At 49.6% G+C, this 25,659-nt stretch carries 31 protein-coding genes and 4 tRNA genes; 19 read left to right on the top strand and 16 right to left on the bottom strand.

Translation table 11 applies throughout. The features are described 5' to 3' along the window. Nucleotides 1-13 precede the first annotated feature (13 nt). Genes CKV66_RS04295 through CKV66_RS04285 form a run of 3 tightly spaced genes read left to right on the top strand, consistent with a single transcriptional unit; the run spans nucleotide 14 to nucleotide 1,660 of the window. Nucleotides 14-748, top strand: coding sequence for a lysophospholipid acyltransferase family protein (locus CKV66_RS04295; RefSeq protein ID WP_085364031.1), 735 nt, complete (start codon nucleotides 14-16; stop codon nucleotides 746-748). 43 nt (nucleotides 749-791) lie between these two features. After that, the gene (locus CKV66_RS04290; RefSeq protein ID WP_085364032.1) at nucleotides 792-971 is read left to right on the top strand and encodes a hypothetical protein; all 180 of its coding nucleotides are present in this window, start codon (nucleotides 792-794) and stop codon (nucleotides 969-971) included. Next, the gene (locus CKV66_RS04285) at nucleotides 968-1,660 is read left to right on the top strand and encodes a M48 family metallopeptidase (RefSeq protein ID WP_085364033.1); all 693 of its coding nucleotides are present in this window, start codon (nucleotides 968-970) and stop codon (nucleotides 1,658-1,660) included. The genes CKV66_RS04290 and CKV66_RS04285 overlap by 4 nt, the downstream gene beginning before the upstream one ends. 87 nt (nucleotides 1,661-1,747) lie before the next feature. On the opposite strand, the gene grxD is transcribed toward CKV66_RS04285, so the two are convergent. The 5 genes from grxD to CKV66_RS04260 form a co-directional block, all read right to left on the bottom strand. Beyond that, entirely contained in the window at nucleotides 1,748-2,056 is a 309-nt protein-coding gene (gene grxD, locus CKV66_RS04280; RefSeq protein WP_054599197.1) for a Grx4 family monothiol glutaredoxin, read from the bottom strand. A gap of 74 nt (nucleotides 2,057-2,130) precedes the next feature. Then, nucleotides 2,131-3,018: a DMT family transporter gene (locus CKV66_RS04275; RefSeq protein WP_085364034.1), complete on the bottom strand. Its 888-nt coding sequence runs from the start codon at nucleotides 3,016-3,018 to the stop codon at nucleotides 2,131-2,133. A 39-nt stretch (nucleotides 3,019-3,057) separates the two neighbouring features. Beyond that, nucleotides 3,058-4,104 (bottom strand): N-acetyl-gamma-glutamyl-phosphate reductase, encoded by a 1,047-nt coding sequence (argC, locus tag CKV66_RS04270; protein ID WP_085364035.1) that lies wholly within the window; start codon nucleotides 4,102-4,104, stop codon nucleotides 3,058-3,060. A gap of 135 nt (nucleotides 4,105-4,239) precedes the next feature. Continuing rightward, nucleotides 4,240-5,394, bottom strand: coding sequence for an NnrS family protein (locus tag CKV66_RS04265; protein WP_085364036.1), 1,155 nt, complete (start codon nucleotides 5,392-5,394; stop codon nucleotides 4,240-4,242). A 233-nt stretch (nucleotides 5,395-5,627) separates the two neighbouring features. Then, on the bottom strand, nucleotides 5,628-5,993 hold the full coding sequence (locus CKV66_RS04260; protein WP_085364037.1) for a hypothetical protein: 366 nt from the start codon (nucleotides 5,991-5,993) through the stop codon (nucleotides 5,628-5,630). A gap of 89 nt (nucleotides 5,994-6,082) precedes the next feature. Between CKV66_RS04260 and CKV66_RS04255 the strand changes: the two genes are divergently transcribed. Continuing rightward, nucleotides 6,083-6,547 carry an Rrf2 family transcriptional regulator gene (locus CKV66_RS04255; RefSeq protein ID WP_085364038.1) on the top strand — a complete coding sequence of 155 codons (465 nt, stop codon included), beginning with the start codon at nucleotides 6,083-6,085 and terminating at the stop codon, nucleotides 6,545-6,547. A 297-nt stretch (nucleotides 6,548-6,844) separates the two neighbouring features. Here CKV66_RS04255 and CKV66_RS04250 read toward each other — a convergent pair whose 3' ends face one another. The 7 genes from CKV66_RS04250 to CKV66_RS04220 form a co-directional block, all read right to left on the bottom strand. Then, nucleotides 6,845-7,279, bottom strand: coding sequence for an ExbD/TolR family protein (locus CKV66_RS04250; RefSeq protein ID WP_085364061.1), 435 nt, complete (start codon nucleotides 7,277-7,279; stop codon nucleotides 6,845-6,847). A 5-nt stretch (nucleotides 7,280-7,284) separates the two neighbouring features. After that, a complete protein-coding gene (locus CKV66_RS04245) occupies nucleotides 7,285-7,944 on the bottom strand; it encodes a MotA/TolQ/ExbB proton channel family protein (RefSeq protein WP_085364039.1) in 660 nt (219 codons plus the stop codon). Nucleotides 7,945-8,046: 102 nt separating this feature from the next. Next, nucleotides 8,047-8,988, bottom strand: a complete 942-nt coding sequence (locus CKV66_RS04240; protein WP_085364040.1) for an energy transducer TonB — start codon at nucleotides 8,986-8,988, stop codon at nucleotides 8,047-8,049. A 394-nt stretch (nucleotides 8,989-9,382) separates the two neighbouring features. Further along, nucleotides 9,383-9,459: transfer RNA gene (locus CKV66_RS04235), tRNA-Asp, on the bottom strand. A 12-nt stretch (nucleotides 9,460-9,471) separates the two neighbouring features. Continuing rightward, nucleotides 9,472-9,547: transfer RNA gene (locus CKV66_RS04230), tRNA-Val, on the bottom strand. A 133-nt stretch (nucleotides 9,548-9,680) separates the two neighbouring features. After that, nucleotides 9,681-10,271, bottom strand: a complete 591-nt coding sequence (gene ribA / locus CKV66_RS04225; protein ID WP_085364041.1) for a GTP cyclohydrolase II — start codon at nucleotides 10,269-10,271, stop codon at nucleotides 9,681-9,683. Beyond that, nucleotides 10,264-10,935 carry a hypothetical protein gene (locus CKV66_RS04220; protein WP_085364042.1) on the bottom strand — a complete coding sequence of 224 codons (672 nt, stop codon included), beginning with the start codon at nucleotides 10,933-10,935 and terminating at the stop codon, nucleotides 10,264-10,266. The genes ribA and CKV66_RS04220 overlap by 8 nt, the downstream gene beginning before the upstream one ends. Nucleotides 10,936-11,097: 162 nt before the next feature. On the opposite strand from CKV66_RS04220, the gene CKV66_RS04215 reads away from it, so the two are divergent. The 14 genes from CKV66_RS04215 (at nucleotide 11,098) to CKV66_RS04150 (ending at nucleotide 21,821) form a co-directional block, all read left to right on the top strand. After that, nucleotides 11,098-11,182: transfer RNA gene (locus CKV66_RS04215), tRNA-Leu, on the top strand. Nucleotides 11,183-11,404: 222 nt separating this feature from the next. Beyond that, a complete protein-coding gene (locus CKV66_RS04210; RefSeq protein WP_085364043.1) occupies nucleotides 11,405-12,622 on the top strand; it encodes a tyrosine-type recombinase/integrase in 1,218 nt (405 codons plus the stop codon). Between the two features lie 40 nt (nucleotides 12,623-12,662). Next, nucleotides 12,663-13,475 (top strand): hypothetical protein, encoded by an 813-nt coding sequence (locus tag CKV66_RS04205; protein ID WP_085364044.1) that lies wholly within the window; start codon nucleotides 12,663-12,665, stop codon nucleotides 13,473-13,475. 158 nt (nucleotides 13,476-13,633) lie between these two features. Beyond that, nucleotides 13,634-13,840 (top strand): helix-turn-helix transcriptional regulator, encoded by a 207-nt coding sequence (locus CKV66_RS04200; RefSeq protein ID WP_085364045.1) that lies wholly within the window; start codon nucleotides 13,634-13,636, stop codon nucleotides 13,838-13,840. An 11-nt stretch (nucleotides 13,841-13,851) separates the two neighbouring features. After that, nucleotides 13,852-14,145 carry a helix-turn-helix domain-containing protein gene (locus CKV66_RS04195; protein WP_085364046.1) on the top strand — a complete coding sequence of 98 codons (294 nt, stop codon included), beginning with the start codon at nucleotides 13,852-13,854 and terminating at the stop codon, nucleotides 14,143-14,145. Nucleotides 14,146-14,160: 15 nt separating this feature from the next. Next, a complete protein-coding gene (locus CKV66_RS04190) occupies nucleotides 14,161-14,382 on the top strand; it encodes a hypothetical protein (RefSeq protein ID WP_085364047.1) in 222 nt (73 codons plus the stop codon). Continuing rightward, nucleotides 14,383-14,859, top strand: a complete 477-nt coding sequence (locus CKV66_RS04185) for a hypothetical protein (RefSeq protein WP_085364048.1) — start codon at nucleotides 14,383-14,385, stop codon at nucleotides 14,857-14,859. An 86-nt stretch (nucleotides 14,860-14,945) separates the two neighbouring features. Beyond that, entirely contained in the window at nucleotides 14,946-15,470 is a 525-nt protein-coding gene (locus CKV66_RS04180; protein WP_085364049.1) for a terminase small subunit, read from the top strand. A 279-nt stretch (nucleotides 15,471-15,749) separates the two neighbouring features. Further along, nucleotides 15,750-16,049 (top strand): hypothetical protein, encoded by a 300-nt coding sequence (locus CKV66_RS04175; RefSeq protein ID WP_085364050.1) that lies wholly within the window; start codon nucleotides 15,750-15,752, stop codon nucleotides 16,047-16,049. Between the two features lie 109 nt (nucleotides 16,050-16,158). Further along, a complete protein-coding gene (locus CKV66_RS04170; RefSeq protein WP_095197836.1) occupies nucleotides 16,159-16,926 on the top strand; it encodes a toprim domain-containing protein in 768 nt (255 codons plus the stop codon). A 174-nt stretch (nucleotides 16,927-17,100) separates the two neighbouring features. Continuing rightward, complete coding sequence (locus CKV66_RS04165; protein ID WP_095197835.1) at nucleotides 17,101-18,879, top strand: DUF927 domain-containing protein; 1,779 nt, start codon at nucleotides 17,101-17,103, stop codon at nucleotides 18,877-18,879. Between the two features lie 539 nt (nucleotides 18,880-19,418). Next, the gene (locus CKV66_RS04160) at nucleotides 19,419-19,685 is read left to right on the top strand and encodes a type II toxin-antitoxin system RelE family toxin (RefSeq protein WP_085364442.1); all 267 of its coding nucleotides are present in this window, start codon (nucleotides 19,419-19,421) and stop codon (nucleotides 19,683-19,685) included. 37 nt (nucleotides 19,686-19,722) lie between these two features. Continuing rightward, nucleotides 19,723-20,118 (top strand): helix-turn-helix domain-containing protein, encoded by a 396-nt coding sequence (locus CKV66_RS04155; RefSeq protein WP_085364441.1) that lies wholly within the window; start codon nucleotides 19,723-19,725, stop codon nucleotides 20,116-20,118. Between the two features lie 626 nt (nucleotides 20,119-20,744). After that, entirely contained in the window at nucleotides 20,745-21,821 is a 1,077-nt protein-coding gene (locus CKV66_RS04150) for an ATP-binding protein (RefSeq protein WP_085364440.1), read from the top strand. A gap of 334 nt (nucleotides 21,822-22,155) precedes the next feature. Here the strand turns inward: CKV66_RS04150 and ubiD are convergent, their stop codons facing one another. Then, the gene (gene ubiD, locus CKV66_RS04145) at nucleotides 22,156-23,634 is read right to left on the bottom strand and encodes a 4-hydroxy-3-polyprenylbenzoate decarboxylase (protein WP_085364439.1); all 1,479 of its coding nucleotides are present in this window, start codon (nucleotides 23,632-23,634) and stop codon (nucleotides 22,156-22,158) included. Nucleotides 23,635-23,901: 267 nt separating this feature from the next. Between ubiD and CKV66_RS04140 the strand changes: the two genes are divergently transcribed. Next, a tRNA-Ile gene (locus tag CKV66_RS04140) sits at nucleotides 23,902-23,977 on the top strand. 105 nt (nucleotides 23,978-24,082) lie between these two features. On the opposite strand, the gene yacG is transcribed toward CKV66_RS04140, so the two are convergent. The 3 genes from yacG to coaE are packed head-to-tail and all read right to left on the bottom strand — an operon-like array spanning nucleotide 24,083 to nucleotide 25,659. Then, complete coding sequence (gene yacG / locus CKV66_RS04135; protein WP_085364438.1) at nucleotides 24,083-24,265, bottom strand: DNA gyrase inhibitor YacG; 183 nt, start codon at nucleotides 24,263-24,265, stop codon at nucleotides 24,083-24,085. Between the two features lie 3 nt (nucleotides 24,266-24,268). After that, complete coding sequence (zapD, locus tag CKV66_RS04130; RefSeq protein WP_085364437.1) at nucleotides 24,269-25,039, bottom strand: cell division protein ZapD; 771 nt, start codon at nucleotides 25,037-25,039, stop codon at nucleotides 24,269-24,271. Continuing rightward, nucleotides 25,036-25,659: a dephospho-CoA kinase gene (gene coaE, locus CKV66_RS04125; RefSeq protein WP_085364436.1), complete on the bottom strand. Its 624-nt coding sequence runs from the start codon at nucleotides 25,657-25,659 to the stop codon at nucleotides 25,036-25,038. Before coaE ends, zapD begins: the two co-directional genes overlap by 4 nt.

Here is a 25,659-nt window from a genome sequence, read left to right as displayed (position 1 = left end):
CCGGAAAACCGCCATGCTATATATCCGCAACCTGATCTATTGGCTGATATTGGTGCTGATTACCCCGCCGATGTTCACCGTTATCATTCCTGCCGCCCTGATTCCCAAAGGTGCCAACCACGTCGGACGGGCGTGGGCGCTGATTTTGGTGTGGATGCTCAAGCACATCATCGGCCTCAAATACCGCGTGGTCGGAGCAGAAAACATCCCCGACCACCCCTCGATTATTTGCAGCAAACACCAATCGGGTTGGGAAACGCTCGCTTTTCAAGAAATCTTTCCGCTGCACGTTTTCGTGGCCAAAAAAGAACTGTTCAAACTGCCCTTCTTCGGCTGGGGGTTGAAACTTGCCAAAACCATCGGCATCGACCGCAGCAACCGCACCCAAGCCAACCGCCAACTGCTCGAACAAGGCATGGCGCGGAAAAAAGAAGGCTTCTGGATCACCATCTTCCCCGAAGGCACACGCCTGCCGCCGGGCACACGCGGCAAATACAAGCTCGGCGCCGCACGCATGGCGCAGATGTTTGAAATGGACTTAGTGCCCGTCGCCCTCAACAGCGGCGAATTCTGGCCGCGCAATTCGTTTTTGAAATACCCGGGCGAAGTTACCGTCGTGATCGGCAAGCCCGTCGCCTACGACAGCGGCACGGCTGAAGAATTGATGAAGCAATGTGAAAACTGGATTGAAAGCCAACAGGAAAAAATCGACGGTGCCGGGCCGTTTGCCGCCAAAAAGGCCGTCTGAACATTTCAGACGGCCTCCACACCCAACAACATCATACCAACCCATGAACAGCGACACCTATTCCGCCCTCATCTTCGCCGTGCTGGTTACCCTGATCGGCGGAGCTTATTTCAACCGTAGTCTGCGCGATGCAGGCGTGCCGACCAACACCCGCACCGCCCTGCTTGCCGGCGGAGCCGCCGTGATTATCGGCTGCGTGCTGTATTATCTCGGCCTGATTTGACCATGCAGCTTGCCCACACCCTTTCAGACGGCCTCGACATCACGCTCCATCTGAAACGCAGCGCCAAGAAAAACATCATTTTGCGCCCGCTGTCGGCAGCCGCTATCCGCATCAACATTCCGCCTTTTCTGAGCGAACGGCAGCTGCATCTGTGGCTGCAACACAACGAAGCACTCGTTCTGCGCACCCTGCAGCACACACCGCCCGCGCCCACGCCGCACACCGCACCCGAACACATTTGGTATCGCGGCGAACCCCACCAACTCCGCACCCACGCGCAACACCACATCAGCCTCCAACCGCCGCACTTTCTGCTGCCGGAACAACCGTGGGCGCAGCAAAAAACGCATTTGCGCCGCTTTTTAACCGAACGCGCCGCCGAAACCCTGCTGCCGCGCTTGCAGCAACACGCCCACACCCTGCAACTCTTCCCCGCCGCCACCGCCCTCAGCAACGCCAAAACCTTTTGGGGCGTGTGTCGGCAGCGCACCGGCATCCGCCTGAACTGGCGTTTGATCGGCGCGCCCGATTTCGTGATTGACTATGTGTGCGTCCACGAACTCTGCCACCTTCCCCATCCCGACCACAGCCCGCGCTTTTGGGCAGCGGTCAACCGCCACACGCCCCATACCGATACCGCCAAACAATGGCTGAAACAACATGGCAACGAACTGTTTTTGCTGGATTAAGCCACCCTACGCCCGAATACAAAGAAGCCGTCTGAAAAACTTTTCAGACGGCCTCCAAACGGATGATTCAAAACACCGGCGCGTTCATTACGCTTTCAATGCCTCTTGCAGCTCACCGGCTTCATACATTTCCATCATGATGTCCGAACCGCCGAGAAACTCGCCGTTTACATACAGTTGCGGAATGGTCGGCCAGTTGCTGTATTCTTTAATGCCTTGGCGCACGGCATCATTTTCCAGCACGTTTACGGTAACGAAATCTTCGCAACCCGCAGCTTGAAGAAGCTGCACCGCACGCGAAGAAAAGCCGCATTGCGGAAACTGCTTGGTACCTTTCATAAACAGCACCACACGGTGGGTGGTTACGACTTCTTTGATTTGTTCTTGAATGCTCATCTCAATTCCTGATTCTCAAAATAAAACGATTAAACGCCTGCATTATACGCGGTTTGAAAAAAGATACATTAAGCTTATTTGCGGTTGCTCAACATAATCCCGCCGAAAATCGCCGCAATGCCCACCACATGGTAGGTCTGCAAAGACTCGCCCAAAAGCGTTACCGCCAGCAGCGTACCGAACACGGGCATCAGATAAATGCTCAAGCCCGCACCCACCGCGCCCAAGCGGGCGATGGCTGCGGTATAGCATAAATAAGCCACCACGGAAGGGAAAATGCCCACATAGGCAAAGCCAGCCAGCGAACGCAGGTTCCAATTCACCGCCGCACCACCGGCCTGCTCCCACCACCACAAAGGCAGCAGCACCAGCAAACCCAACATAATCTGCACGGCGGTCAAACCCGTGCGGTTGATTTCTGCCGGTATTCTCTTCATCCACAGCGTGTAAAACGCCCAACACACCGCTGCGGCAAACACCCATAAGTCGCCGGAGTGGAAACGCAGCGCCACAAGATTGTCCATGCTGCCCTGCAACACGACAACCAACACGCCCGACAGCGAAAGCAGCAACCCGGCCGTCTGAAAACGGTTCAGCCGCTGCCCGTAAAACACCGCGCCGATCAGCATAATCAACACGGGAATGCACGAATTGAGCAGCAAAGCGTTGGTGCTGGTGGTCGTGTGCAAACCTGCATACACCAGCGTGTTAAACGCTGCAATGCCTGTGAGCGCCGTGGCCGCCACCATTTTTTTGTGCTGAAAATATAGAGCTTTATCGCGCCGCATCGCCGCCCAAGCAAACGGCAGCAGAATCAGCAGCGAAATCACCCACCGCCCGAACGACAAGGTAAACGGCGGAATATCGTTACGCACCGCCCGCGCCACAATCACGTTCCCCGCCCATAACAGCGGCGGGGTGAGCAGAAACGGCAGGTTTTTCAGCAGGGAAGGTTTCGACATAACGGGCTGGAAATCAAACTAAGCAAAACATGATGCGGATTACGGCAGCAACGGCGTGTTGCCCAAGCCTGCGTTTTCGTCAAAGCCGAACATAATATTCATGTTCTGCACCGCCTGCCCTGCAGCGCCTTTCACCAGATTGTCAATTACCGACAACACAATCCACACGTCGCTTTGCGGCGCCTGCTGCACGCTGATGCGGCACAGGTTCGCCCCGCGCACGCTGCGGGTTTCCGGCGTGCTGCCCGAGGGCATAATGTCCACAAACGCGCTGTCGCGATAGAAACCGCTTAAGATTTCATGCGGGTTGGTACCTTCTTTCAGGTGCACATACATGGTGGCCTGCATGCCGCGTATCATCGGCGTGAGGTGCGGCACAAACACCAGCCCGTCGGCCACGCCGTTTTGCAGGCCGCTGATGGTTTGCTTGATTTCGGGCAGATGGCGGTGTCCGCCCACGCCGTAGGCTTTGAAATTGTCGCCTGCTTCACACAGCAGCGTGCCCACGTTGGCCTTGCGCCCCGCACCCGATACGCCGGATTTGCAGTCGGCAATCAGCGGCATGTTTTCTTTCAGACGGCCTACTTTCAACAAAGGCAGCAAGGCCAGCGAAACGCAGGTCGGATAGCAGCCGGGGTTGGCCACCAAACGCGCTTTCGCCACTTCGGCACGGTTCATCTCGCTCAAACCGTACACCGCCTCGACAACCGTTTCGGGGCTGGCGTGCGTCATGCCGTACCATTTTTCCCAAGTGGGAATGTCTTTGATGCGGTAGTCGGCCGACAAATCCACCACGCGCACGCCCTTAGCCAACAGCTCCGGCGCTTCTTTCATGGCTACGCCGTTGGGCGTGGCAAAAAACACCACGTCGCACGATGCCAAATCGGCATCATCGGGCGTTTGGAACACCAAGTCATACACACCGCGCAGGCTGGGAAAATAATCGGCCACCGCAATACCCGCCTCGCCGCGGCTGGTTACGGCACAAACATCGACATGGGGATGGGCAGACAAAAGGCGCAGCAGTTCCACGCCTGTGTAACCGGTTGCGCCGACAATACCCGCTTTCATTTTTTGATGCGACATGATGTTCCTCTACTTAAACCAAGGTGTTTTTATCAAGCCGCCAGTTTAAGCGCAAACAGGCCGTCTGAAAAGATTGGTTCAGGCTGTTTTATCTTTTCAGACGGCCTCATGTTCAAACGGAAACTCAAGCATACGTTAACCCGGTTTGCCGTCTGCCCGCGGCGCCGTCAGCCACGGAATATACCGCCACGCATACAGCAACAACGACGCGGCAAACAAAGCGGCCGACAAGCGGATGCTGTGCGTATAAGCCGTACCGCCCACAAAAGCCGCCAGCGCGCGCACCAGCGTTGCCCCCACCATCAGCCAAAACGCCAAAGTCATCGGCGAAGGCGCCGGATAAATCGGATGCCCCGTGTGGCCGAGCGCCGTCCGCGCCATCATGCCCACCGTCAGCAAACCGATGCCGCCCACGCCGATCAAGTGCGCCCCCAAACTCAGATAAACCGGCACCCATTGCGCCACGCCCACCACCATCAAGCCCAGCGCCGTAAACAGATAGCCTGCAAACAAAATCCACAACATCGGCTCGCGCAGCACCTGCTTGTGCCACCAACGGAACAGCTGTACCAAATTAACCACGCCCGCGGCAAACGCGCACAGCCCCACCAGCGTAAAGGCCGTCTGAAAAAGCATCAGCACCGCCGCCAGCATAGGCAGCACCAAAGCCGACAAAGCCACCCACATCGGCGAAGACACCTGCGGAATGCCCAAACGCTTGGCTGTGAAAAACGGCATAATCCGCATCCCCACCAAGCCGATAAAACCGGCCACCATGATCAAACCCGCCAGCATACCGTTCAGCAGCGCCGCCGCCTGAAAAGGCTCCAGATAGAGATGAAACACAGCATGGGTAAGGCCGAACACCGCCAGCGCCACCACGGCAATATAGTTGCGCGAATTTTTGCTTTCGACCACCGGAATCGCCATACACACCGCCGCATACCCGAAAAACAGCGTTCCCAACACCCCGCTGACTGCCGCGCCGTGCGGAAAATACATCGCAATGCGCGCCAGCAGCCAGCAGGCCGTCAAGCCAAACAAAGCCGCACCGCGCGTAGGCGGCCGGCCTGTCCACGTTGCCACCGCCGTCAGCAGAAAACCCACCACCACCGCACCGGCATAACCCCAAATCATTTCATGCGCGTGCCAGTAAAACGAGGGCATGTCCGCCGTACCCTGATAACCGAACCCCCACAGCAATATCGACACGGCACCAAACACAGCCGCCAACGCATAAAACGGGCGGAAAGCCATTGCCCACACAGGATGGGAAAACAAGGTTTTCATGGTAAGTTCCTTTTATATAAGTTTTTATCCAGTGATCTTCACATACCGAAATGCCGGAAAAGCATCAAGCAGCTGCGTCCAAAAAATTGCCGCCTACCTTGCCAAACTATTTTTCAGACGGCCATCCTACAAAAGTCTTAACGCGTATCAGCCTTAATCAGCAGCATTGTTTAATCTATACGAAACACACAAACCGAGGCCGTCTGAAAACTTTTCTCTCCGGCTTTAGCAATTCAATCCAAAAACGGCTCGAGCGCAGGAAACAATTCACGCTCTTCAAAACGCGCATGGTCGCGCAAAGTCGTGGCAAAGCGGGTATTCCACTCCGCATCATCGTATTGCGGTGCCGCCGCCAGCCCGCGCAGCAAAGCATGTTCCGTCTCAAAACGCTGCCGCAATGCCGGATCTAGCTTATCCCAATACGGCGCGAACTGCGCTTCTTCCGCCGCAAAATGCGCAAACAAATCAGGCAGGTGCGCTTCAATATCATCACGGTGGTTCTGCTTGGCATCGCGCAAAATCCGCACACACAATGCCAAAGTATGATGATGCTCGCGCGAGCGTTCGATTAAATCGGGATGGCGTTTCAAAGGTTTCATGGTCGTGCCTATGCTGGATTATTTTATAAGTTTCATATATTATGAAACTTATAACAGCCCAAAGTCAAACTCACCCGCCATTCATCATTATGTATCTGACCCAGCACACCGATTACGGCCTGCGCGTATTGATTTACACCGCCATCAACGATGATGCTTTAGTCAACATCAGCACCATCGCCGACACCTACGGCATTTCCAAAAGCCACCTGATGAAAGTGGTTACTTCCTTGGTAAAAGGCGGCTTTCTCGACAGCATCCGCGGCAAAGGCGGCGGCCTGCGCTTGGCACGTCCCGCCGACCAAATCAACATCGGCACCGTCGTCCGCCATCTCGAGCCGATGCAGCTGGTTGAGTGTATGGGCAGCAACAATCAGTGCATGATTTCCCCCAACTGCCGCATGGCAGGCATTTTAGGCGGCGGCATTCGCGCGTTTCTCAACTATCTCGACGGCTTCACGCTTGCCGACTTGGTCAACAAACCCACCTACGATTTGCTGTATTTCCCGAAAGTTGGCCTGATTGAAGAAAACGAAGTGGCCGAAGATGCCTAAAATGGCACATTCCCTTATCAAGCCGTGCTTCCAACGCTATTGAATGGTTTCACTCACGATTGCACAAAGATTCATTCTGATGATTTCAGACGGCCTTGATGCAACCCAAACCCATCATGCCGTCTCTTCTTTATCCTGAAACAGCTTGAGGCCGTCTGAAAGCGAACTTTGTGAGCTTCGCCAAAACGAGCAGAGCGGGTTTCGCTGAAAACCAACATAAACAAAGGCCGTCTGAATCCTATTTTCAGACGGCCTTTTTCCAATCAAACCTTAAAATAAATACCGATTGCTCAGCGCTTAGTTACCTGCTTTGGTCTCGGTAATAAACCCTACTTTGCCGATACCCGCTTCACGCGCCGAATGTAGGGCTTGGGCAACAAAGTCATATTCCACACTTTTATCGGCAGCAATCGCCAAAATCGTGTCTTCATTATCCGCTTTGGCCTGCTTCAACTTGGCGGTTACCTCTTCCAACGTCAATTTAGTCGTCGATTCCGCACCCAGCAAATACGCGCCGTCGGCATCAATCGTTAAGCGCAAAGGCTCTTTGGGCTGGGTTTCCTGTTGAACATTTTCCGAAGCGGTCGGCAGTTGCAAAGGAATGGAATGCGTCAGCACAGGCATGGTAATCATAAACACAATCAGCAATACCAACATCACATCCACCAAGGGCGTAACGTTGATGTCAGCCATCGGAGATTCTTCACCCGAATTCATCGAACCAAATGCCATAATCATCAATCCTTATTGTTCAACAGTTGAACATGAAAGTCGTGCGCAAAAGCATCCATATCCTGAGCCAGCGTTTTATTGCCGCGCACCAAAAAGTTATAAGCCAACACAGCGGGAATCGCCACAAACAAACCGAAAGCAGTCGCCACCAACGCTTCGCCGATGGGGCCTGCCACCGCAGCAATGCTCATTTGGCCGCTTTCGCTGATGTTGATCAACGCGTGGTAAATCCCCCAAACCGTACCAAACAAGCCGATAAACGGCGCCGTTGCACCCACGGAGGCCAAGGCAGTCAGACCGCCGTCAAACTTGCGCAAAATCTGGCTCATACTGTTACGGATTTGTCTTACCAGATAATCATTTAAAGGCACGGCAGCAGCAATTTGCGTATCTTTGTGTTTGCAGTAATTTTGATGGGCGCGTACCGCTTCCAAGGTCAATTCGCTCATCGGAGAAGAAACGCTCTGCGCTTTTTGCACGGCTTCATCCAAATTTTTAGCATTCCAAATTAACGGCTTAACCGCTTGATTGGCTTTCTTGGCCTGCATCAGCTTGATACCGCGCACAATCATGATGACCCAAGTCATAATGCTCATAAACAGCAGCAAGAAAAATACACTAATCAGTACGGCATCGCCCGATTCAAAAATTAACTTTAAATTCATAACTCTTTCCAAAAATAACTACAAAATAAATTAATGAAGCTTTTTATGCCGGCATCCATTTTTTTCGAATAAAACAGATACCTGCCGAATGTTAAAAATATCTTAGAGGGTAAATTTCACAGGCACCGTAAATTCAGTCCAGCCTTTGGGATTAAATTTACCTTTACGGGCTCCACCGATCGCAGCCTTATCCAAGCGGGCATAGCCGCTGCTTCGAGAAATCTTCACATCTACAACTCTGCCGCTAGGATCTACTATCACTTTGAGCACAACAGTACCCTCTTCACCGTTCTCTTCTGAAAGCGGAGGATAAGGAGGTCTTGGAATTGAGCCTGTTGCTTTTGTAGGATTGCCTCGGCTACCGCCCGGGCCACCTGCGCCACGAGTATCCCCATCACCGTGACCGCTACCGGTTTTACTACCGCTACCCTCACCCTTACCTAAACCGCGCCCCTCGCCGGTGCCGTCTGTGCCGCCACCTTTGCCTTGGATTTTGGAATAACCGCTGCCATCGCCTTTGCCGTCTTTCGCGGTAACCTTGGCACCGCCTGCCGAAGTATTTTCCGAAGCATTGTCGTTGGTTTTAGCCGCAGGTTTTTCAGCAGGCTTTTCAACCGTTTTTTCGGCCGGCTTCTCTACCGGCTTTTCAACCGGTTTCTGCTGAACTTCGGGCTTAGGTTTTTCAACAGGTTTGGGCTTAGGCGTTTCTTTAGCTTGCTTGATATCGGCCTGTTCTTTTTTCGTAATCACAGGCTTAAGCTCAGGCTTAGGCTGCTCGACAGGCTTGGGCTTGGGTTGAGGTTTAGCCTCAACTTTAGGCTTGGGCTTTTCAAGCTCCGATTTAGGCGTTTCTTCAGGAGCAGGCGCTCCGGCACCTTCCGGCTTTCCGTCTCCGCCACCGAAATCGCTCAAATCAACAAACTCTATATGCTCCACGCCCATTTGCGCAGGCTTCACAACCTGCCATGCCAAAAATATCAGCCATATATGCAATAGAATTACCACTACGATAGTAGTGGGTATTAAGACACGTTCATTTTCCATAATTTGCAATGTTAATAGCAATTATTCCTGTTTGCAACTTATTTTTTGTACAATATAACGTACAATGCGATTTTTTTAACATTTCACTATGTTTTGAAAGAGAATTTATAAGTTATTAAATTTATTTATTATTTTTAGAATTAAAATAACAAAGAAATATGAGATTTGATCGATTTGGGTAACGAAAAAGCTTAATGCTACACATTGGGATGATAAAGCTCTTGCAGGAGGCCTAATCAACTGTTTTTTAGATACTGATCAAAGCACTTTCTTCAATACAAAAACAAAACAGTGCCCTCACATTCAAATTATTCAGATCAGTAGCTCTTCTTCATCAAAAGGCTTGAAATAAGCAATAAAAAAGCACCTGATTAATCAGGTGCTTTTCAATATTTGGCGGAGTGGACGGGGCTCGAACCCGCGACCCCCGGCGTGACAGGCCGGTATTCTAACCAACTGAACTACCACTCCGCACAAGAAACTTGGTGGGTGATGACGGAGTCGAACCGCCGACATTCTGCTTGTAAGGCAGACGCTCTACCAACTGAGCTAATCACCCGTAGCGCTTATCGCTAAAACGTGATTAAAACAAATTTTCACTCAATACGCAAGCATTAATTACGCTGACGATGCATCATTTTCAATAAGAATCTGAAATATAAATATAATTAGTTTTATGACTAAAACGCATATTAAAACCAATGCCCAAGCTTTTGAGCTTTAGTGTTTAAATAATGCTCGTTCTCAGCATTTTCGCCCACCTGCAAGGGCACTCTTTCTACTATTTTGATACCTGCATCACTTAATACCTGCACTTTCTCTGGATTATTGGTCAGCAAAGCTACCTCTTTGACACCTAGATATTCGAAAATATACTTAGCCAAAGTAAAGTCCCGCGCATCTACCGGCAAGCCTAGAGCAACATTGGCTTCAACCGTATCCAAGCCCTGATCTTGCAATTGATAGGCACGGATTTTGTTAATTAAGCCAATTCCGCGTCCTTCTTGACGCAGATAAACAATCGCACCTCGCCCGGCTTTTTGAGTCGCCTGCATCGCCGCTTGAAGCTGCGGCCCGCAATCACATTTTTGCGAAAACAACGCATCTCCGGTCAAACATTCAGAATGGATGCGCGCCAATACCGGCTCTCCGTCTGCGATATTCCCCATCGTTAGCGCAACATGTTCCTGTCCGCTTTCCACTTCTTCAAAACCATGCAAGGTAAACACGCCCCACTCGGTGGGTAAACGGCAAGAAGCAACAAACTTAATCGGTTTAGTCATCATTATTTTCCGATAATTCAACTTTTAATAATTCACTCAGCGGCTGCGACAACGCCAGCGACAACGCCACCCATTCCGCTTGCGTTTCCTCATTTAATGCTTCTTTGTCCTGATATTCGACATGAACCACGCCTAATACGGCACCGCTATCGGTACAAACAGGCAAAGAAATTTGGCTGCGGCTACGACTGTGATGCTCGCCTTGCAATTCGTCCAGCTCCAACCATGAATCCACATCATCTACCAGATTCAGCCATCCCGTTTGCGCCGTACGCACCGGCAAATAAAAGCGGCTATGTTCTTCATCGACAGTCATTTTCTGCTCAACATGTTCGCCTTGTTGCGCCAAACGCAGCAAGCACAGATGATTGTTTTCAGACGGCCTCAACGCATAAACGGTTGCGTTTGCTGCTTTATCCGTTCTACTGAACACGGAATCCAAAGCCATAAAAACCTGCTTCAACAAAGCTTCGTTGTCGTCGTCCTGCTCAAAATAATTCGATAAAACCACTTCATCATCTGCATACCACAATACCGAACGGTCTATCGAAGCATGACCCACGTTCATCACAGCCTGAACAGCAAGATACGACATGTGCACCATATCTTTCGGCAAACGTAATCCCTGCGTCTGTAAATAATCCTGAATTTTTAATACAGGCATAGTTTTTCCTTTTGATTCACTGCATTTCATTAGACTAAAGGCCGTCTGAAAACGCACAGGCGGCTACTTACTTGGCGTAAATTAAGCCGATTATAGCTTTTTTCAAGCAGGAATTTGGTTGCATCTTGCCATGTTTCCAGTATAATCACGTGCTCATTTAGTGCGGAAGTGGCGAAATTGGTAGACGCACTGGATTTAGGTTCCAGCGCCGCAAGGTGTGAGAGTTCGAGTCTCTCCTTCCGCACCAAACTCAAAAAACAACAGCCTTTACGGGCTGTTTTTTTACGTCTACACCCATCTACCCCAATACACAAAAACCTAATCCTAGCAAGGCTTTCAGGCTGATAAAGAGCTGTTTCAGACGGCCTTTGTCATCTACACCAATCTACACCCGTATTATTGAATCAACAGAAAATTCACGGTACTTTTATCGGTATCTAAAAATACTGTAAAAAAAAGTACCGTAAAAATGCCGTTAAACGACCGCCAAATAAAAAACGCCAAACCCGCCGAAAAGCCCTATAAGCTGACAGACGGGCGCGGCTTGTATCTGTTGGTAAAACCAAACAGCGGGAAGTATTGGCGGCTTGATTATTCAATAGACCGAAAAAGAAAAACGCTTGCAATCGGCGTTTACCCCGTTATCGGCTTAGCAGAGGCACGGGAAGCCGCCGAAAATGCCCGCCGCCTGATTGCAACAGGGCAAGACCCCAGTCAAGCCAAGCAACAGACCAAACAAGAGCGGCAAGCCGCCCTACTGAATACCTTTGCAGCGGTAACGAAGCAATGGCACACCAAGAATCTGCCCCGCTGGAAAGAGAAACACGCCGCCCGTATCATGCAGTATTTTGAATCGGACGTTTTCCCGCATATCGGCAACCGCCCGATTAAAGAACTGCGGGTAAGCGATATTAAGGCCGTAATCGAGCATATCGCCGCGCGGGGCGCATTGGAAACGGCGGAAAAAATCAGGCAATGGATAGGCAGCGTTTTCAACCATGCCGCCTTGCTGGAACTGACAGACGGCAACCCAGCCTCCCCGCTTGTCGGCTATTTACCGAAAAAAGAAGCGGCACACATGCCCGCCCTGCCCCGTGAAGAACTGACGGAGTTTTACCGCCGTTTAATATTAGCCGATACACACCAGCAAAACCGTATATGTGTGATGCTGATTATGCTTTGCTTCGCCCGCAATACCGAAATACGCGGCGGCAAATGGCAGGAAATCGACTTTGATAAGAAAATATGGACGATACCGGCAGAGCGCATGAAACGGCCCCGACCGCACGTTATCCCACTGGCAGACTGGCCGCTTGAGCTACTGAAAGAGCTACACGCCATCACGGGGCATAGCCCGTTTCTATTCCCCAGCCGCACCGCCATAGGCGGCCATATCAGCGAAAACACGGCGGGCAAAATCATTAACAACATGGGCTATAAAGGCATTGCTACACCGCACGGATTCCGAAGCCTTGCAAGCAGTCTATTAAACGAACAGGGCTATAACCCCGACGCAATCGAGCGGCAGCTTGCCCATATCGACGACAACAAAATCAGAGCCGCCTATAACCGCACGGACTACATGGCCGAGCGGGTAGAGATGATGCAATGGTATTCAGATTATTTGCGGGAACGGTACAACCAAGCCCGCGAGATGATCGAGAGTGAAACAGGCTGCCGGGGATAGGCCGTCTGAAATCCCCAAATACAATAATAAGGCCTTTAAAATGGGTATGATTTTTAAAGATAAAAAAGAATTGGAAGATAAATACATATATGGAGAGCTTGCAATCAAATATCTGTTGCATATAGAGAATGGAGACGTAGATTATGCTGATATTGCAAAATTTTTATTGAGAGCAAAGTTTGATCATTACGCAGCAGGCAATACTTACAAAAAAATGTTTGATGATACATTCAAAAATATAGACCCTGAATATGATGATTTTGGCAATTTTTTACAACCATTCACTTTTGATGAATTTGGCAATGAATATTCAACACCTACTAGAAGTTTTTTAATAGATGTTGCTACTTATAATGATTTTTATAGCGAGGATTTTTTAACAGACTATAAACAACCGCATAATATTTTTTGGCCAAAAATATTATTTAAAGAATGGATTGAAACTATTTATAGTCAAAATCATTCTCTTGAATCAGATAATGGTATGGTTAATTTGCCTGATGTTAATGAGTTTCTTAAACTAAACAAAGAAAAGGAGCAAACTATACAAAATATAAGAATGCAGGCATTAGCCGGGCAAATTACCCGTCAGCAAGATAACAATTTAAGGGAGGATGCGGCAAATGCTTCTTTCAACGAGCAGCCGCTAACATTGAAATTAGCCAATAAAGCTTTTTCCCGTTTTTGGGGCAACGCAAACCCGCTAGAACGTGATACACACCCTGAAAACAGAGATATATCAAAATGGATTCAAGAGGAATCGAATCATGAAATATCAAAAACAATGGCCGATAAGATAGCCCAAGTTATCCGGCCTGAATGGGCAGCAACGGGAAGAAAGCCGCAAATTTAATAAAAGGTAATCTACCTTTCAGCCTTTATTTATCAGCATTTCAGTTAATGGAATCAGGTTAAGCAAAATCCTGATTCCATTTTTTTTCTTTATCTTGCCTGAAAAAATGCAGCCATATTTCATCAACCACACCCAATCGGACAGCAGGAGACTGATTTATGGCAACCATCTTACGACAAAACGAAGTAACCAAACGTCTTGGCATTTCATCAAGCACGCTTTGGTATCGTCTCGACCCCAAAAACCGCCGCCACGACCCCGATATGCCCCGCCCGTTTAAGTTATCCGGCAGCGGTAATGCAATCGGCTGGCTGGAAAGCGAAATAGACGAATATATCGCCAAACAAGCGGCAAACCGTATCTAAGGGGCCAAATCATGAAAAACGAAACCGCCCAAAACACCAGCAACAGCATTTCAGACGGCATCAACAAAGCAAGCCGAAACTATACCCCCTTTTCCCCTGAATCACAATGCGGCGAAATCCTAGCCATCTTGCAGAGCGGGCAGAGCCTAACCAGCTATCAGGCCGCGCAGATGGGCATTATGGGATTTAACGCCCGTATCATGGATTTACGGCGTGCCGGTTATCCCGTTATCTGCACCATGCAGCCACATATCAACAAACGCGGCAAAACCGTTAAACGCGGTATCTACACGCTGGCAAACTAAAAAGGAAAGTAAAAAATGGATTTTCAATATACAAAACAAACACTTGAAATAAGAAAAGAATTATTTGCACAAGCACAAAAGCAGATGGAAGAACTGGATGCTCAAATAGCAGCAACAGAAACAGGCACGGCGGTAGCAAAAGAAACCGTTGCCGAAGCCGAGCATTTACGCAGCGAGCGGAAAAGCCTTTTTGCCCGCCTGCTTTCAATAGGCAAGACCGATTTTGAAAACAGCTAAGTGAAAGAGCTTGATGCGGCCATTGCCGCCAAGAGAGACCAAACCGACCGGGCGGCCGATATTTTGGCAGCGCAATCCGAGCTTTTAGAGCGTCTGTGTGCCGAGCGTTTGGAACTGGCAAACCGCATTGAAGAATTGCGCCGTTTATTGCTTGGATCGCAATATGAAATGTTTACCGCCGAAATCGAGAATGAGCATATCCCCGAATATCTGAAAGCAGCAGAAGCATTTGCACAGGCCGCCGCCAAGCTGGCCGGATATGGTAAAGCCGCCGCCATGATGCGTGATAAGCTGATTGAAAGCGGTATCAGGACAACCGCCCCCGCTTACGGGCAGCATATACCCGCCCGCGCCGTTGATTTACGCATTGACGGCTTTAATTTACAGCAGAGGGAAGACGGCAGCCATAACGGTGTTTTCGATGTTTCCGGCCAAGTAGATCAATACTGCAAAGAAGCGATGAAAAACGCGCAGTAAGACATTGCCCATACCCGACACTATACGCAGACCGCGCAAACGCCCTATAACGCGCACGATGGCGGCTTGCTGAAAGGATATATACCATGACACCGAAACAGGAACACTTTGCCCGTCTGTTTGTGGAAACAGGCAATGCAAGCGAAGCATACCGGCAAGCATACAACGCCGAAAACATGAAGCCCGAAACGATAACCAACGAAGCCTATAAACTGCTTCAAGACCCCGATATTACCGCGATGATTGACGGCTTAAAGGCGGAACACAGGGCAAGACACGCAGTAACCGTGGACGATGTAATTGCAGAGCTTGAACAGGCACGGCAGAAAGCATTAAACGCACCGACACCGCAATCAGGGGCTGCCGTTTCCGCATCAATGGGCAAAGCAAAGATTTTAGGCTTGATTGTAGATAAGGCGGAAATTGCCGATACCACGCCGCCGAAACCCGAACCTTTCCGGCTTGATAAAAGCGAAGTAAGGGCGGTGATCGATTTATTTGAGGAGAAAGAAAAATCGGCCACCATTGCAGACTTGGAAGCCATTGTAGGAAACAGCGCGGAAAAAATTGGACTGGCCGCCGTGATGCTGTATGTACAGCACTTGATATAGCACTTTATACAACACCGGCCAAACAAAATGATTGACAGCTTGAGCATTGAGAATTAAATTACAGATTCTCTCTAAATCATAAACCCCAAATCAGCAGGGTAAACGCTGATTTTTTCACGCCAAAATTTCACATTGAGCGGCCATTTTTCAGACGGCCTATCAAGTCAAGTTATGGCGGTGTCTGCCAACCGTAAGGCGCAGGCTGTTTGTTTATGACAGAGAGAGCACCGCCCCCCTAATGGGTTTCTTAATCTCAAAAACATAAACGGAGCATTCAAAATGCAAAAAACTCAAACCGCGCAGCAGGCGCAAAATCCCCAACAGCAAACTATCGCCGTTTCCCGCGAACTGATATGCAATAGTGCCGATTCATTGTGGGCTTTATATCGTATTTCAGAAGCAGCCGAAACAATCGCCCTAACCATCAAAGAGCTTTCACAAGGCAATACCCTAATTGCGGCACAAGCCGATTTACTGCTTCAGATCAACGAAGAAATCCAAGCACATCACAGCCCACAATCATACAGCTATGAGCTTTGGGGGCTTGTAGAAGAAGCAGACGCGGCAACAAGTAAATAACCCCCTTTTGTTATTCCCCCAGCTTTGCCCCGTGCGGGCAAGGCGGGGTAAGTGCAACCTTTTTTCAGGCGGGTATTGAGATAAGGCCGTCTGAAACGGAGCAGACATCATGAATAACCGCCGTTACGATCTATCCGACCTGAAAGCCGCCGCTGGCCGCTGGCCTGAAATCCATGCCGCGCTAGGCATTCCCCGCGAATACCTTAACCCCCGCAAACATTGCCCCTGCCCCTATTGCGGCGGCAAAGACCGTTACCGCCACACCGACTATCAAGGCACGGGCGCATTTATCTGCAACCAATGCACCCCCGACGGCGGCATCGGCTATTTCCCCGCCATGCTGGCCGCCGTAACCACCGCCGACGGCCAATTACAGGGCTTGCATAAAACCTACCTTGATGCGGTTTATACCAAGCCATACGTCGATAACGGCAACCATATCCCCGCCTTTACCAAACTGAATATCCACCACCCGCAGACAGGCGAGCCGTTGCCCGCTAAAAAGATGCAATCCCGTTTACCCGATGCCCTGAAAGGCGCAGCGGTACACCTTTTCCAGCCTGATACGCAAGGCCGCCTGATTGTTGCCGAGGGCATAGAAACCGCCTTTGCCGCCCGCGCCCTTTTCGGCCTGCCCGCCGTTGCCGCCTTATCCGCTTACGGCATGGCTTCGTTTATATGGCCGTCTGAAACGCAGGAACTGTTTATTTGCGCCGACAACGACGACAACCGCACGGGCATGAAAGCCGCCCACAGCTTGGCAGTAAGAGCCATCAAAGCGGGTATCAAGGCGCGGATATGGCAGCCCGAAACAGCAGGCTTTGACGCTTTAGACGAACTGAACTGCCGCCAAGACGAACAGACCGCCCCGCCGTAAACCGCCGTATTTGCGTTTTCAGCCCGTTTCCCTTTCAGACGGCCTTACCCCTTACCTAAGCGGATAACACCCCAAACAGCGCAGATTTTCCCGCCTGCCGTCTGAAATACACCGGCAAACAAAAAGGGCAGCCGATACAGGCCGCCCAAAACAGGAAAAATCAGGAATACCATCATGAAAAACGAAACTATACACGACAACACCGCCGACACCAGCCCCGAAACCATTCAGGCCACCGCCCTTGCCGAGTTTGAACAAGCAGAATTGCGCCCGTATTTCCAATGCACCCAAAACAGCGTTTTCTACATTGCCGTAGAAACCGACAATAATGGCGAAGTTCACGAAAAATCCCCGCTGAAACTGGCCGACCCAATCGAGCTTATTGGGCGCGGCACCGACGAAACGGGCAGCCATTACCGCATTATCCGCTGGCGCGATGCCGTAACCCGCAAAGCCCGCATAGAAGCCCTGCCGATGGCCGAAATCGGCGTAAACTGGCAACGCCTGCAATCACACGGCATTACAATCATGGCAAGCCGCAGAAAACGCGAATTACTGGCCGATTATCTGCAAACCGACGGCAGCAACGAACGCTACACCGTAACCAACCGCGCGGGCTGGTGTGCCGACAATACAGCCTATATCCTGCCCAACGGCGAAGCCATAACCGCCAAAAAACAGCCCGCCAAAGTGATTTACAACGGCGACAAATCACAGGCCGACAGCTACACCGAAAGCGGCAGCCTTGAAGACTGGCAGCAAGGCATAGCCCGCTATATGGCAGGCAACAGCCGCTTATGCTTGGCAATCGGCACCGCCCTAGCCGCCCCGCTTGCCCGCCTGTTGAATATCGAAGCAGGGGGATTCCACCTTTTCGGCGATTCACGCGACGGCAAATCAACCGCCGCCAAAGCCGCATTATCCGTATGGGGCAACCCTGAAACGCTTATGCTGACATGGACAGGCACAGGCTTAGGCTTTACCAACACCGCCGCCGCCCGCAATGACGGCCTACTGGTATTAGACGAAATCGGCCAAGCCAACGCAAAAGCCGTAGCTCAAACCGCCTATTCCGTGATTAACGGCGTTTCCAAAGTACAGGGCGCAAAAGACGGCGGCAACCGGGAATTAAGCCGCTGGCGGATTTTCATGCTTTCCACAGGCGAAAAGCCCCTAAACAGCTTTCTGAAAACGGCAGGCGTAGAATGGAACGCAGGCCAAGCCGCCCGCCTGCCCGATATTCCCAGCGACGCAGGCCACGGCTTAGGCGTTTTTGACACCCTGCACGACCACGAAAAAGGCGCAGCCTTGAGCGAAGCCATTACCGCCCACGCCGCCCGATACCACGGCACAGCAGGCCGCGCCCTTATCCGTCTGTTATTGGAAGACCCTAAAGCCATCAACGAAGCCCGCGCTATAATGGCCGACTTTATGGCCATGTTGCCCGATACCGACGGCCAAAGCCGCACCGTTGCCTTACGCTTTGCCATAACCGCCGCCGCGCTGGAACTGGCCGCCAAGCACGGCATTACAGGCTTAGGCGCAGGGGTAGGCATGACAGGCATCAAGCAATGTTTCGACGCATGGCACCGCCGCACAGGCACAGGCAAATATGAAGACAACCAAATCATCAAACAGGCCATAGACTTCATGCAACTTTACGCAGAATCCATGCGCTTTGTGGATTGGAACAGCGAATTTACCAATCAAGACCACGCAGGCTATCGAAAGCGCAAAGAGCAGGCGCATTTAGACGAATTTTGGATAATCCTCGCCGTGTTTGAGAGTGAAATCTCGAAAGGCTTTGAACCGAGCAAGGCTTGTAATGTACTTCACGCCGTCCAATGGTTGAAACGCAATGAAACGGCAGGCCGCTGGAAATTCCAACGCTTTGGCAAAGGGCGGTTTTATGTGCTGGTAGGCATAGAGCCGCCAAACCACGAAGAACAATAGGCCGTCTGAAAACAGTTTTGAGACATTGGCATTTACTAGCAACACCAGCCCCGCCGCTGGTGTTTTTTATTCCTGAAACCCGCCAAGCATTTCAATGTTTCCTATTGGGAAATAATATCCACCAAAAAAGATTTATTGTTTCATGAAAAAATTTTCGCTATTAAGGAATAACCAAAAATTAGCGGTTATAGCGGTTATTACAATTAAAAACGGCCTGAAAGCCTTTATTTATAAGCGTTTCAAGAATAACCGCTAACACAAATTAACGCGGTTATGAGTGGTTATTTGTTTATATTCATAGGCTTATAGTGTTAAGAAGCAAGAAATAACCGCTGATACCCAGTCTATTTTCATGCAGTGGTTATGATTTATCCTTGTAATATCAATGTATTAGGCCATTTATAACCGCATAACCGCTATAACCGCAGTGTCTTGCATATATAGCAATGTTTTTTTAGGGCGTTAAATAAGTAAAAAATTGCCACTATTGATAATAAATCTTATAATATAAGAGAAATTTAAGAAAACATAAGCTAATCATGCCTAAAGTATTTTGGACACCCAAAGCCACTAAACAGCTTTTGAAAATTGACCCGAAAAACAGAGCGGCCATTTCCAGCAAGGCCAAAGACTTATCAGCTTTTCCCGATGTGGAAGCCGATATAAAGAAAATGGCAGGAATGGCCGACACCTACCGCTTAAGGATAGGAAACTACCGTTTGATATTTCAATGGCAGAAAAACCAAGAACCGCACATTATCGAAATCCAGCAGGTAGAAACGCGGCAATCCGTTTATAAAAACTAATCCAGCGGGACATATCCCGCCCCTGAAAGGCCATCACATGAATATCCAGTTATTAAACGGCGCAGACGGCAAACCCGCATTTGTCGTATTATCCGTAGAAGAATTTAACCGCCTTGCCAAAGGGCAGGCACAAATAGACGAAGCAGGCGAAGTATGGGAAAGTATCCCCGTAGAAGCGGGCGAGACGGACGAAAGCCCCAGCGCAGCATTACCGCATGAAATTGTAGAAATTATTCTAGAGCAGAATGTAAGCCCCGCCGCCGCATGGCGCATATACCGTAACCTTACCCAAAGCCAAGCCGCCGAACGGGCAGGCATCACGCAGGCGGCATTAAGCCAAATTGAGAAACAGGGCAGCCGCCCACAGGCCAAAACCCGCGAAACTTTGGCCAAAGTGTATAACTGCCACCCCGACCAACTGGCAGGCTTGTAGGCCGTCTGAAAACACAAACACCAGCCCCGCCGCTGGTGTTTTTTATGGCCGTCTGAGAAACAGTACAAAATGCGTTATACTCAATCCAACAAAACCCCACACCCAAGCCGACAAAAACCACACAATCAGCCCAAAAACGCTTTGACTTTTGCAAGATGGGGGTATATTTGGGGGTATTTACCAAATATGAAAATAAAATATATAATTAAATCAATTTCATGAATTAATAATTAGTGTCTCTCCTTCACCCAAATACACAAAAACCCAAGCCCAGCAAGGCTTTCAGACTGATAAAGAGTTGTTTCAGACGGCCTTTGTTATCTATTCCGATTTACCTCAAAATGCCCTAAATACCCGAAAAATTAAGCACTTAAAGCTCATTGATAAAATTCAAAAGTTATCAGATGGCGGCAACTTAATTTCAAGCTCGACGGCAAACAGAAAACCCTATCGCAACATCCATCATGATTGAAGATGAGAAAGGCTATGAGGCCGTCTGAAAACATCCACACCGACCCTGTTGCCGGTGTTTTTCATTTTAATTAGCTAATTTTATACAAACATTGTTCGATTATACATATTGTGTATAATTACGTATAACGTTATTTAATCAGATATAAACAGCCATGAAAGACCCCTTGTTTTTCCACCGCAGGGAATATGCCCGCAAGCTCATCAACAGCCTGAAAGACGGCATTACCCATGCTTTTACCTTGTTTGCACCGCGCCGCATGGGTAAGACGCAGTTTCTGTTGCAAGACGTATTACCGTTGGCCGAGGAAAACGGCCTTAACGTGTTTTACTTTTCATTTATGGACAGCACTAACCCCAGCGCTGATTTTCAGACGGCCTTATATCAATTCGCGCAAAGTATCCAAACGGTAAACAAAGCCAAAACTTTTTTAAGCAGCATCAGCAAAATCGAAATCATGAGCGTAGGCTTGGAGCGCGAAACAAACAAAACCGAGATTCCCCGTCTGTCCGACCTGCTTACCCTGATTGCAGCAGACAACCGCCCTACCCTTTTATTGCTGGACGAAATTCAAGAGTTGGCACGCCTACCTGATACGGACGGCTTGATCAGGTCATTCCGAACAGGGCTTGATGTCAATCAAAACAAAATCAAAGCTATCTTCACAGGCAGCAGCACCAACGGCCTGCGCGCTATGTTCAATGACAACAAAGCCCCGTTTTTCCATTTTGCCCATGCTTTGGATTTTCCTTTGCTGGGAAAAGATTTTACGGATTTTTTAGCAGACGTTTACCAAGACAGAACGGGAAATTCTATCGACAAAACAGAGCTATACAGCTTGTTCGAACGCTTGCACCATACCCCGATGTATATGCGTGCCATCATTCAAGACATGATATTGAGCCCGTCCGCAAGTTTGGAGGCCGCAGCAGCAGGTAGAATTGAAGAGCTGGGAGCGAGCCACAACGAAGTGAACCAATGGCAGCAAATGAAACCACTGGAACGAGCCATTATCCTCGACATTGCTACAAACCCCGATGCAAGTCCGTATAGTAGCGAAAGCCGCAAAAGATACGCTGCGATGCTGGGCGTTGAGTCCATCAGCAGCAGTAGCACGCAAGGCGCAATCAGGCGTATGGAAAGGCACGATTGGATAAGTCGGGACGCAGGCGGCAGATTAATCATCAACAGCCCCATATTCAAAATTTGGGTTATTGAAAACATCAAGTGAGGCCGTCTGAAAAGTTTTAGTTTATATGGCAGATGAACTACTTAAAGGCCAAAGCCCAAATAACGCTATGCCCTACTACTTCAAGCCCACACAAATCAAAGTCAATAAAATAGATAAGACTGCAAATAAAACCTTTCACTCCCTTCCTTGCCGATTCATAAAATAAAGAGGCCGTCTGAAAAATTCAGACGGCCTCGTTTTATTGGTAACAGCTGCTGCATGACACTCTATTTTGACTGATGGCAGCAATAATCCCGATTAGCAAATGTGCGAAAAACTCAAGCATACGCTTATAACAAAAACAGTTAGCTCATGATTTATCGCGTCTTGCCAACTACAACCCCAGCTCGCTCCACATCGCATCCACTTTCGCCACGGTGGCTTTGTCACGCTCAATCACGCGCCCCCATTCGCGGTCGGTTTCGCCCGGCCATTTGTTGGTGGCATCCAAGCCCATTTTGCCGCCCAAGCCTGAAATGGGGCTGGCAAAGTCGAGGTAGTCGATCGGCGTGTTTTCCACCAACACCGTATCGCGCACGGGGTCCATGCGGGTGGTAATCGCCCAAATCACTTCCTTCCAGTCGCGACAGTCCACATCGTCGTCCACCACCACAATGAATTTGGTGTACATAAACTGGCGCAGAAAACTCCAGCAGCCCATCATCACCCGCTTGGCGTGCCCCGCGTATTGCTTTTTGATGCTGACCACGGCCATGCGGTACGAACAGCCTTCGGGCGGCAGGTAGAAATCGACGATTTCGGGAAACTGCTTTTGCAACAGCGGCACGAACACTTCGTTCAATGCCACGCCCAGCACGGCAGGTTCGTCGGGCGGTTTGCCGGTATAAGTGCTGTGGTAAATCGGATTTTCGCGCATGGTGATGCGTTCCACCGTAAACACGGGGAACCAATCCTGCTCGTTGTAATAGCCGGTGTGGTCGCCGTAGGGCCCTTCCAGCGCGGTTTCATCGGGGTGGATAACGCCTTCGAGCACGATTTCGGCACGCGCGGGCACTTGCAAATCGCTGCCGATACACTTCACCAATTCGGTACGAGAACCGCGCAGCAAACCGGCAAACTGATATTCGCTCAAGGTATCCGGCACAGGCGTTACCGCCCCCAAAATGGTGGCCGGATCACAGCCCAACACCACCGCCACAGGATACGGCACGCTGGGGTGGGCTTTTTTATGCGCCTGAAAATCCAACGCGCCGCCGCGGTGTGCCAGCCAGCGCATAATCAGCTTGTTTTTGCCGATAAGCTGTTGGCGGTAAATGCCCAAATTCTGGCGTTTTTTATGCGGGCCGCGAGTAACGGTAAGCCCCCATGTTACCAGCGGCGCAACGTCTTCCGGCCAACAATGCTGAATCGGCAGTTTGCTTAAATCGACATCGTCGCCTTCAATCACGATTTCTTGGCACGGCGCTTTTTTCACTACATTCGGTGCCATGCTCCAAATGTCTTTCAGCAGCGGCAGTTTGGAAAACGCGTCTTTAATGCCTTTGGGCGGTTCCGGTTCTTTCAGATAGGCCAGCGTTTTGCCGATTTCGCGCAGCTTGTCCACACTGTCCGCCCCCATGCCCATCGCCACCCGTTCGGGCGTGCCAAAGAGATTGGCCAGCACGGGAAAATCGTAACGCGAACCGTCTTGCCGCACCGGATTTTCAAACAACAGCGCCGGCCCGCCGGCACGCAACACGCGGTCGGCAATTTCGGTCATTTCCAAATGGGGAGAAACCGGCAAACCGATGCGCTTGAGTTTGTTTTCCTGCTCAAGTTTTTGAATAAAATCACGCAGATCGTTGTATTTCATATTGTCTTTCAAGGCCGTCTGAAAACGGTTGGGGATATCAATTTATTTCGATAGGTATTTGGAAAACTATTTTAGACGTAAATATCGTTTTTACTGACTGGTAAGCAACACACACGGCAAAAAGAAATTTCCATATCTAGAATGCACGATTATAACAAACCCTTTCAACAATCACGGCTTCTTTAAAGCCTCCTTAACCCCTGCCACCCATTCAGACGGCCTTGCCCAAGTAGTAAATTATGCTACAATAGCACTCTTTCCTAACCCGGGTCTGTAGCTCAGGGGTTAGAGCAGGGGACTCATAATCCCTTGGTCGTGGGTTCGAACCCCACCGGACCCACCAAATAAATGAACAAAATAGGCCGCAAGCGATTGTTTGCGGCCTATTTTGTTTTTAATTTTACTGCTAAAGGCATTCAAACACGTTCACATTTTAAGGTGCATCAACTCAATAGTCTTCCGGCAAAGAAAAATCTTCTTCTGCCTCAATTGCATAATCTTCATTTGCCCAAGCACCCAAGTCAATCAACTTACAACGTTCACTACAAAACGGACGGAATTTATTTTCATCCGTCCACTCCGTAGGCGTTTGGCAAGTGGGGCAAGGCACCACCAATTTTCTATCGTTCATGCTTCAACTTACCAATATCGGATCAAAACTACACATGATTAATTTAAACGGTACATCAGTCACCAATTGCTTTCCGCGGGCATGCTCCTGAGATGCTTCCAAAAAGCGTATATGCGTGATGTATTTATTCGCAGAAACCTCCGGCAAGGCTTGATGATGAATATCCACTTCAATAGTGAGCATATGGATATTTTGCGACAAGCTGTTGCTTTGATAATTACCTTGCTGTGCAACACACTCCGCAGATTGGGTATTTGAGCGCAGAATATTCAACAACACGGCTATCGCTTCTCGAGTAGGAAGCAAGGTGCCAATCCATTTTCTCAAATCGTTCAAGCGGTGTTCATAAGGCAACTGCTGCCAAAAATAATAAGAGGACAAATCAAACGGGCTGGTACCTCCCGGCACGAGCATGCGTTGTTTGATGGCCATCAACCAGTCGTTTTCACGCAAATGCTGGCCGAATTTTTGTTGAACACCTTGAAGATTATCTGAAACTTCTTGCAAACGTTCCCGTGTCACTACTTGATGTTCTCCCTGAAAACGGTTGTCTGACCATATCTGCTTCTGCCGCTCCAACTCTTGGAGAATGTCTAATTTCACTTCGGCACGCCCGGCACATTCCATGATTTCAAACAAGGAAAATAAGGCCAGATGATGTGCCCACGGGCTGTCGTCTTGACACTCGCTTTCCGAGTGAAAACGTTTGAATAGATATTCAATGCGTAAAAAACTGCGTAATCGCTCGGAAAGCGGATGTTCGAAACGGATCATAGCGTGACTCTGGATAAGTATGAAAAACGGGCTTGATAAAACCGATGCAGGCAGCGAACTTTACAAGCTAATTCTTGGATTGTACCTTCATTTGACAAAACATCGTCAGCGGCAAGCAGGCGTTCTTGCCGGGTAGCTTGAGTTGCCATGATACGTTTGATTTCAGCCGGGTCAAGGCCGCTTCGTTGCTGCACACGTTTGATTTGGCATTCTTCGGTAACATCAACAACCAAAATGCGGCTCGCCAATACTGAAAAAATAGGTTTTTCAATCAACAACGGAATGTCGATAATGCCGTAAATCGAATGTTGATGATGACATTGCTGATCATAAATCTCTTCCAAAATAAGCGGATGCATCAATGATTCAAGTTGTGATTTGGCTTCAGGCCGTCTAAAAACCAAATCACGCAAAATATCACGTTTCAGACGGCCTTCATCATCAAAAAGTGCCGCACCAAATACACGCCGGATTTCCGGCAACGCCCTACCATTGTCTCCGGTTATCTTTCTGCTGATTTCATCGGCATCGATAACCGGAACGCCCAAATGGAGAAATTCGGCAGCGGCCTGTGATTTGCCGCTGCCGATTCCTCCGGTTAAACCTACCCAAAATGTCAT

Source organism: Neisseria zoodegmatis (assembly GCF_900187305.1).
Taxonomy (GTDB): domain Bacteria; phylum Pseudomonadota; class Gammaproteobacteria; order Burkholderiales; family Neisseriaceae; genus Neisseria; species Neisseria zoodegmatis.
Note: the sequence above shows the minus strand (reverse complement) of the source record. Positions and strands in the feature narration are given on the sequence as shown.

Coding starts and splice junctions, on each gene's coding strand:
- CKV66_RS04205 (WP_085364044.1), top strand. CDS start 12,663: ATGGGTATGATTTTTAAAGATAAAAAAGAATTGGAAGATAAATACATA.
- CKV66_RS04155 (WP_085364441.1), top strand. CDS start 19,723: ATGAATATCCAGTTATTAAACGGCGCAGACGGCAAACCCGCATTTGTC.
- CKV66_RS04295 (WP_085364031.1), top strand. CDS start 14: ATGCTATATATCCGCAACCTGATCTATTGGCTGATATTGGTGCTGATT.
- ribA (WP_085364041.1), bottom strand. CDS start 10,271: ATGACTAAACCGATTAAGTTTGTTGCTTCTTGCCGTTTACCCACCGAG.
- CKV66_RS04255 (WP_085364038.1), top strand. CDS start 6,083: ATGTATCTGACCCAGCACACCGATTACGGCCTGCGCGTATTGATTTAC.
- CKV66_RS04260 (WP_085364037.1), bottom strand. CDS start 5,993: ATGAAACCTTTGAAACGCCATCCCGATTTAATCGAACGCTCGCGCGAG.
- CKV66_RS04200 (WP_085364045.1), top strand. CDS start 13,634: ATGGCAACCATCTTACGACAAAACGAAGTAACCAAACGTCTTGGCATT.
- CKV66_RS04240 (WP_085364040.1), bottom strand. CDS start 8,988: ATGGAAAATGAACGTGTCTTAATACCCACTACTATCGTAGTGGTAATT.
- CKV66_RS04275 (WP_085364034.1), bottom strand. CDS start 3,018: ATGTCGAAACCTTCCCTGCTGAAAAACCTGCCGTTTCTGCTCACCCCG.
- CKV66_RS04165 (WP_095197835.1), top strand. CDS start 17,101: ATGAAAAACGAAACTATACACGACAACACCGCCGACACCAGCCCCGAA.
- CKV66_RS04180 (WP_085364049.1), top strand. CDS start 14,946: ATGACACCGAAACAGGAACACTTTGCCCGTCTGTTTGTGGAAACAGGC.
- zapD (WP_085364437.1), bottom strand. CDS start 25,039: ATGATCCGTTTCGAACATCCGCTTTCCGAGCGATTACGCAGTTTTTTA.
- CKV66_RS04265 (WP_085364036.1), bottom strand. CDS start 5,394: ATGAAAACCTTGTTTTCCCATCCTGTGTGGGCAATGGCTTTCCGCCCG.
- CKV66_RS04245 (WP_085364039.1), bottom strand. CDS start 7,944: ATGAATTTAAAGTTAATTTTTGAATCGGGCGATGCCGTACTGATTAGT.
- CKV66_RS04175 (WP_085364050.1), top strand. CDS start 15,750: ATGCAAAAAACTCAAACCGCGCAGCAGGCGCAAAATCCCCAACAGCAA.
- CKV66_RS04160 (WP_085364442.1), top strand. CDS start 19,419: ATGCCTAAAGTATTTTGGACACCCAAAGCCACTAAACAGCTTTTGAAA.
- CKV66_RS04220 (WP_085364042.1), bottom strand. CDS start 10,935: ATGCCTGTATTAAAAATTCAGGATTATTTACAGACGCAGGGATTACGT.
- coaE (WP_085364436.1), bottom strand. CDS start 25,659: ATGACATTTTGGGTAGGTTTAACCGGAGGAATCGGCAGCGGCAAATCA.
- grxD (WP_054599197.1), bottom strand. CDS start 2,056: ATGAGCATTCAAGAACAAATCAAAGAAGTCGTAACCACCCACCGTGTG.
- CKV66_RS04170 (WP_095197836.1), top strand. CDS start 16,159: ATGAATAACCGCCGTTACGATCTATCCGACCTGAAAGCCGCCGCTGGC.
- yacG (WP_085364438.1), bottom strand. CDS start 24,265: ATGAACGATAGAAAATTGGTGGTGCCTTGCCCCACTTGCCAAACGCCT.
- CKV66_RS04290 (WP_085364032.1), top strand. CDS start 792: ATGAACAGCGACACCTATTCCGCCCTCATCTTCGCCGTGCTGGTTACC.
- CKV66_RS04190 (WP_085364047.1), top strand. CDS start 14,161: ATGGATTTTCAATATACAAAACAAACACTTGAAATAAGAAAAGAATTA.
- CKV66_RS04210 (WP_085364043.1), top strand. CDS start 11,405: ATGCCGTTAAACGACCGCCAAATAAAAAACGCCAAACCCGCCGAAAAG.
- CKV66_RS04250 (WP_085364061.1), bottom strand. CDS start 7,279: ATGGCATTTGGTTCGATGAATTCGGGTGAAGAATCTCCGATGGCTGAC.
- ubiD (WP_085364439.1), bottom strand. CDS start 23,634: ATGAAATACAACGATCTGCGTGATTTTATTCAAAAACTTGAGCAGGAA.
- argC (WP_085364035.1), bottom strand. CDS start 4,104: ATGTCGCATCAAAAAATGAAAGCGGGTATTGTCGGCGCAACCGGTTAC.
- CKV66_RS04195 (WP_085364046.1), top strand. CDS start 13,852: ATGAAAAACGAAACCGCCCAAAACACCAGCAACAGCATTTCAGACGGC.
- CKV66_RS04150 (WP_085364440.1), top strand. CDS start 20,745: ATGAAAGACCCCTTGTTTTTCCACCGCAGGGAATATGCCCGCAAGCTC.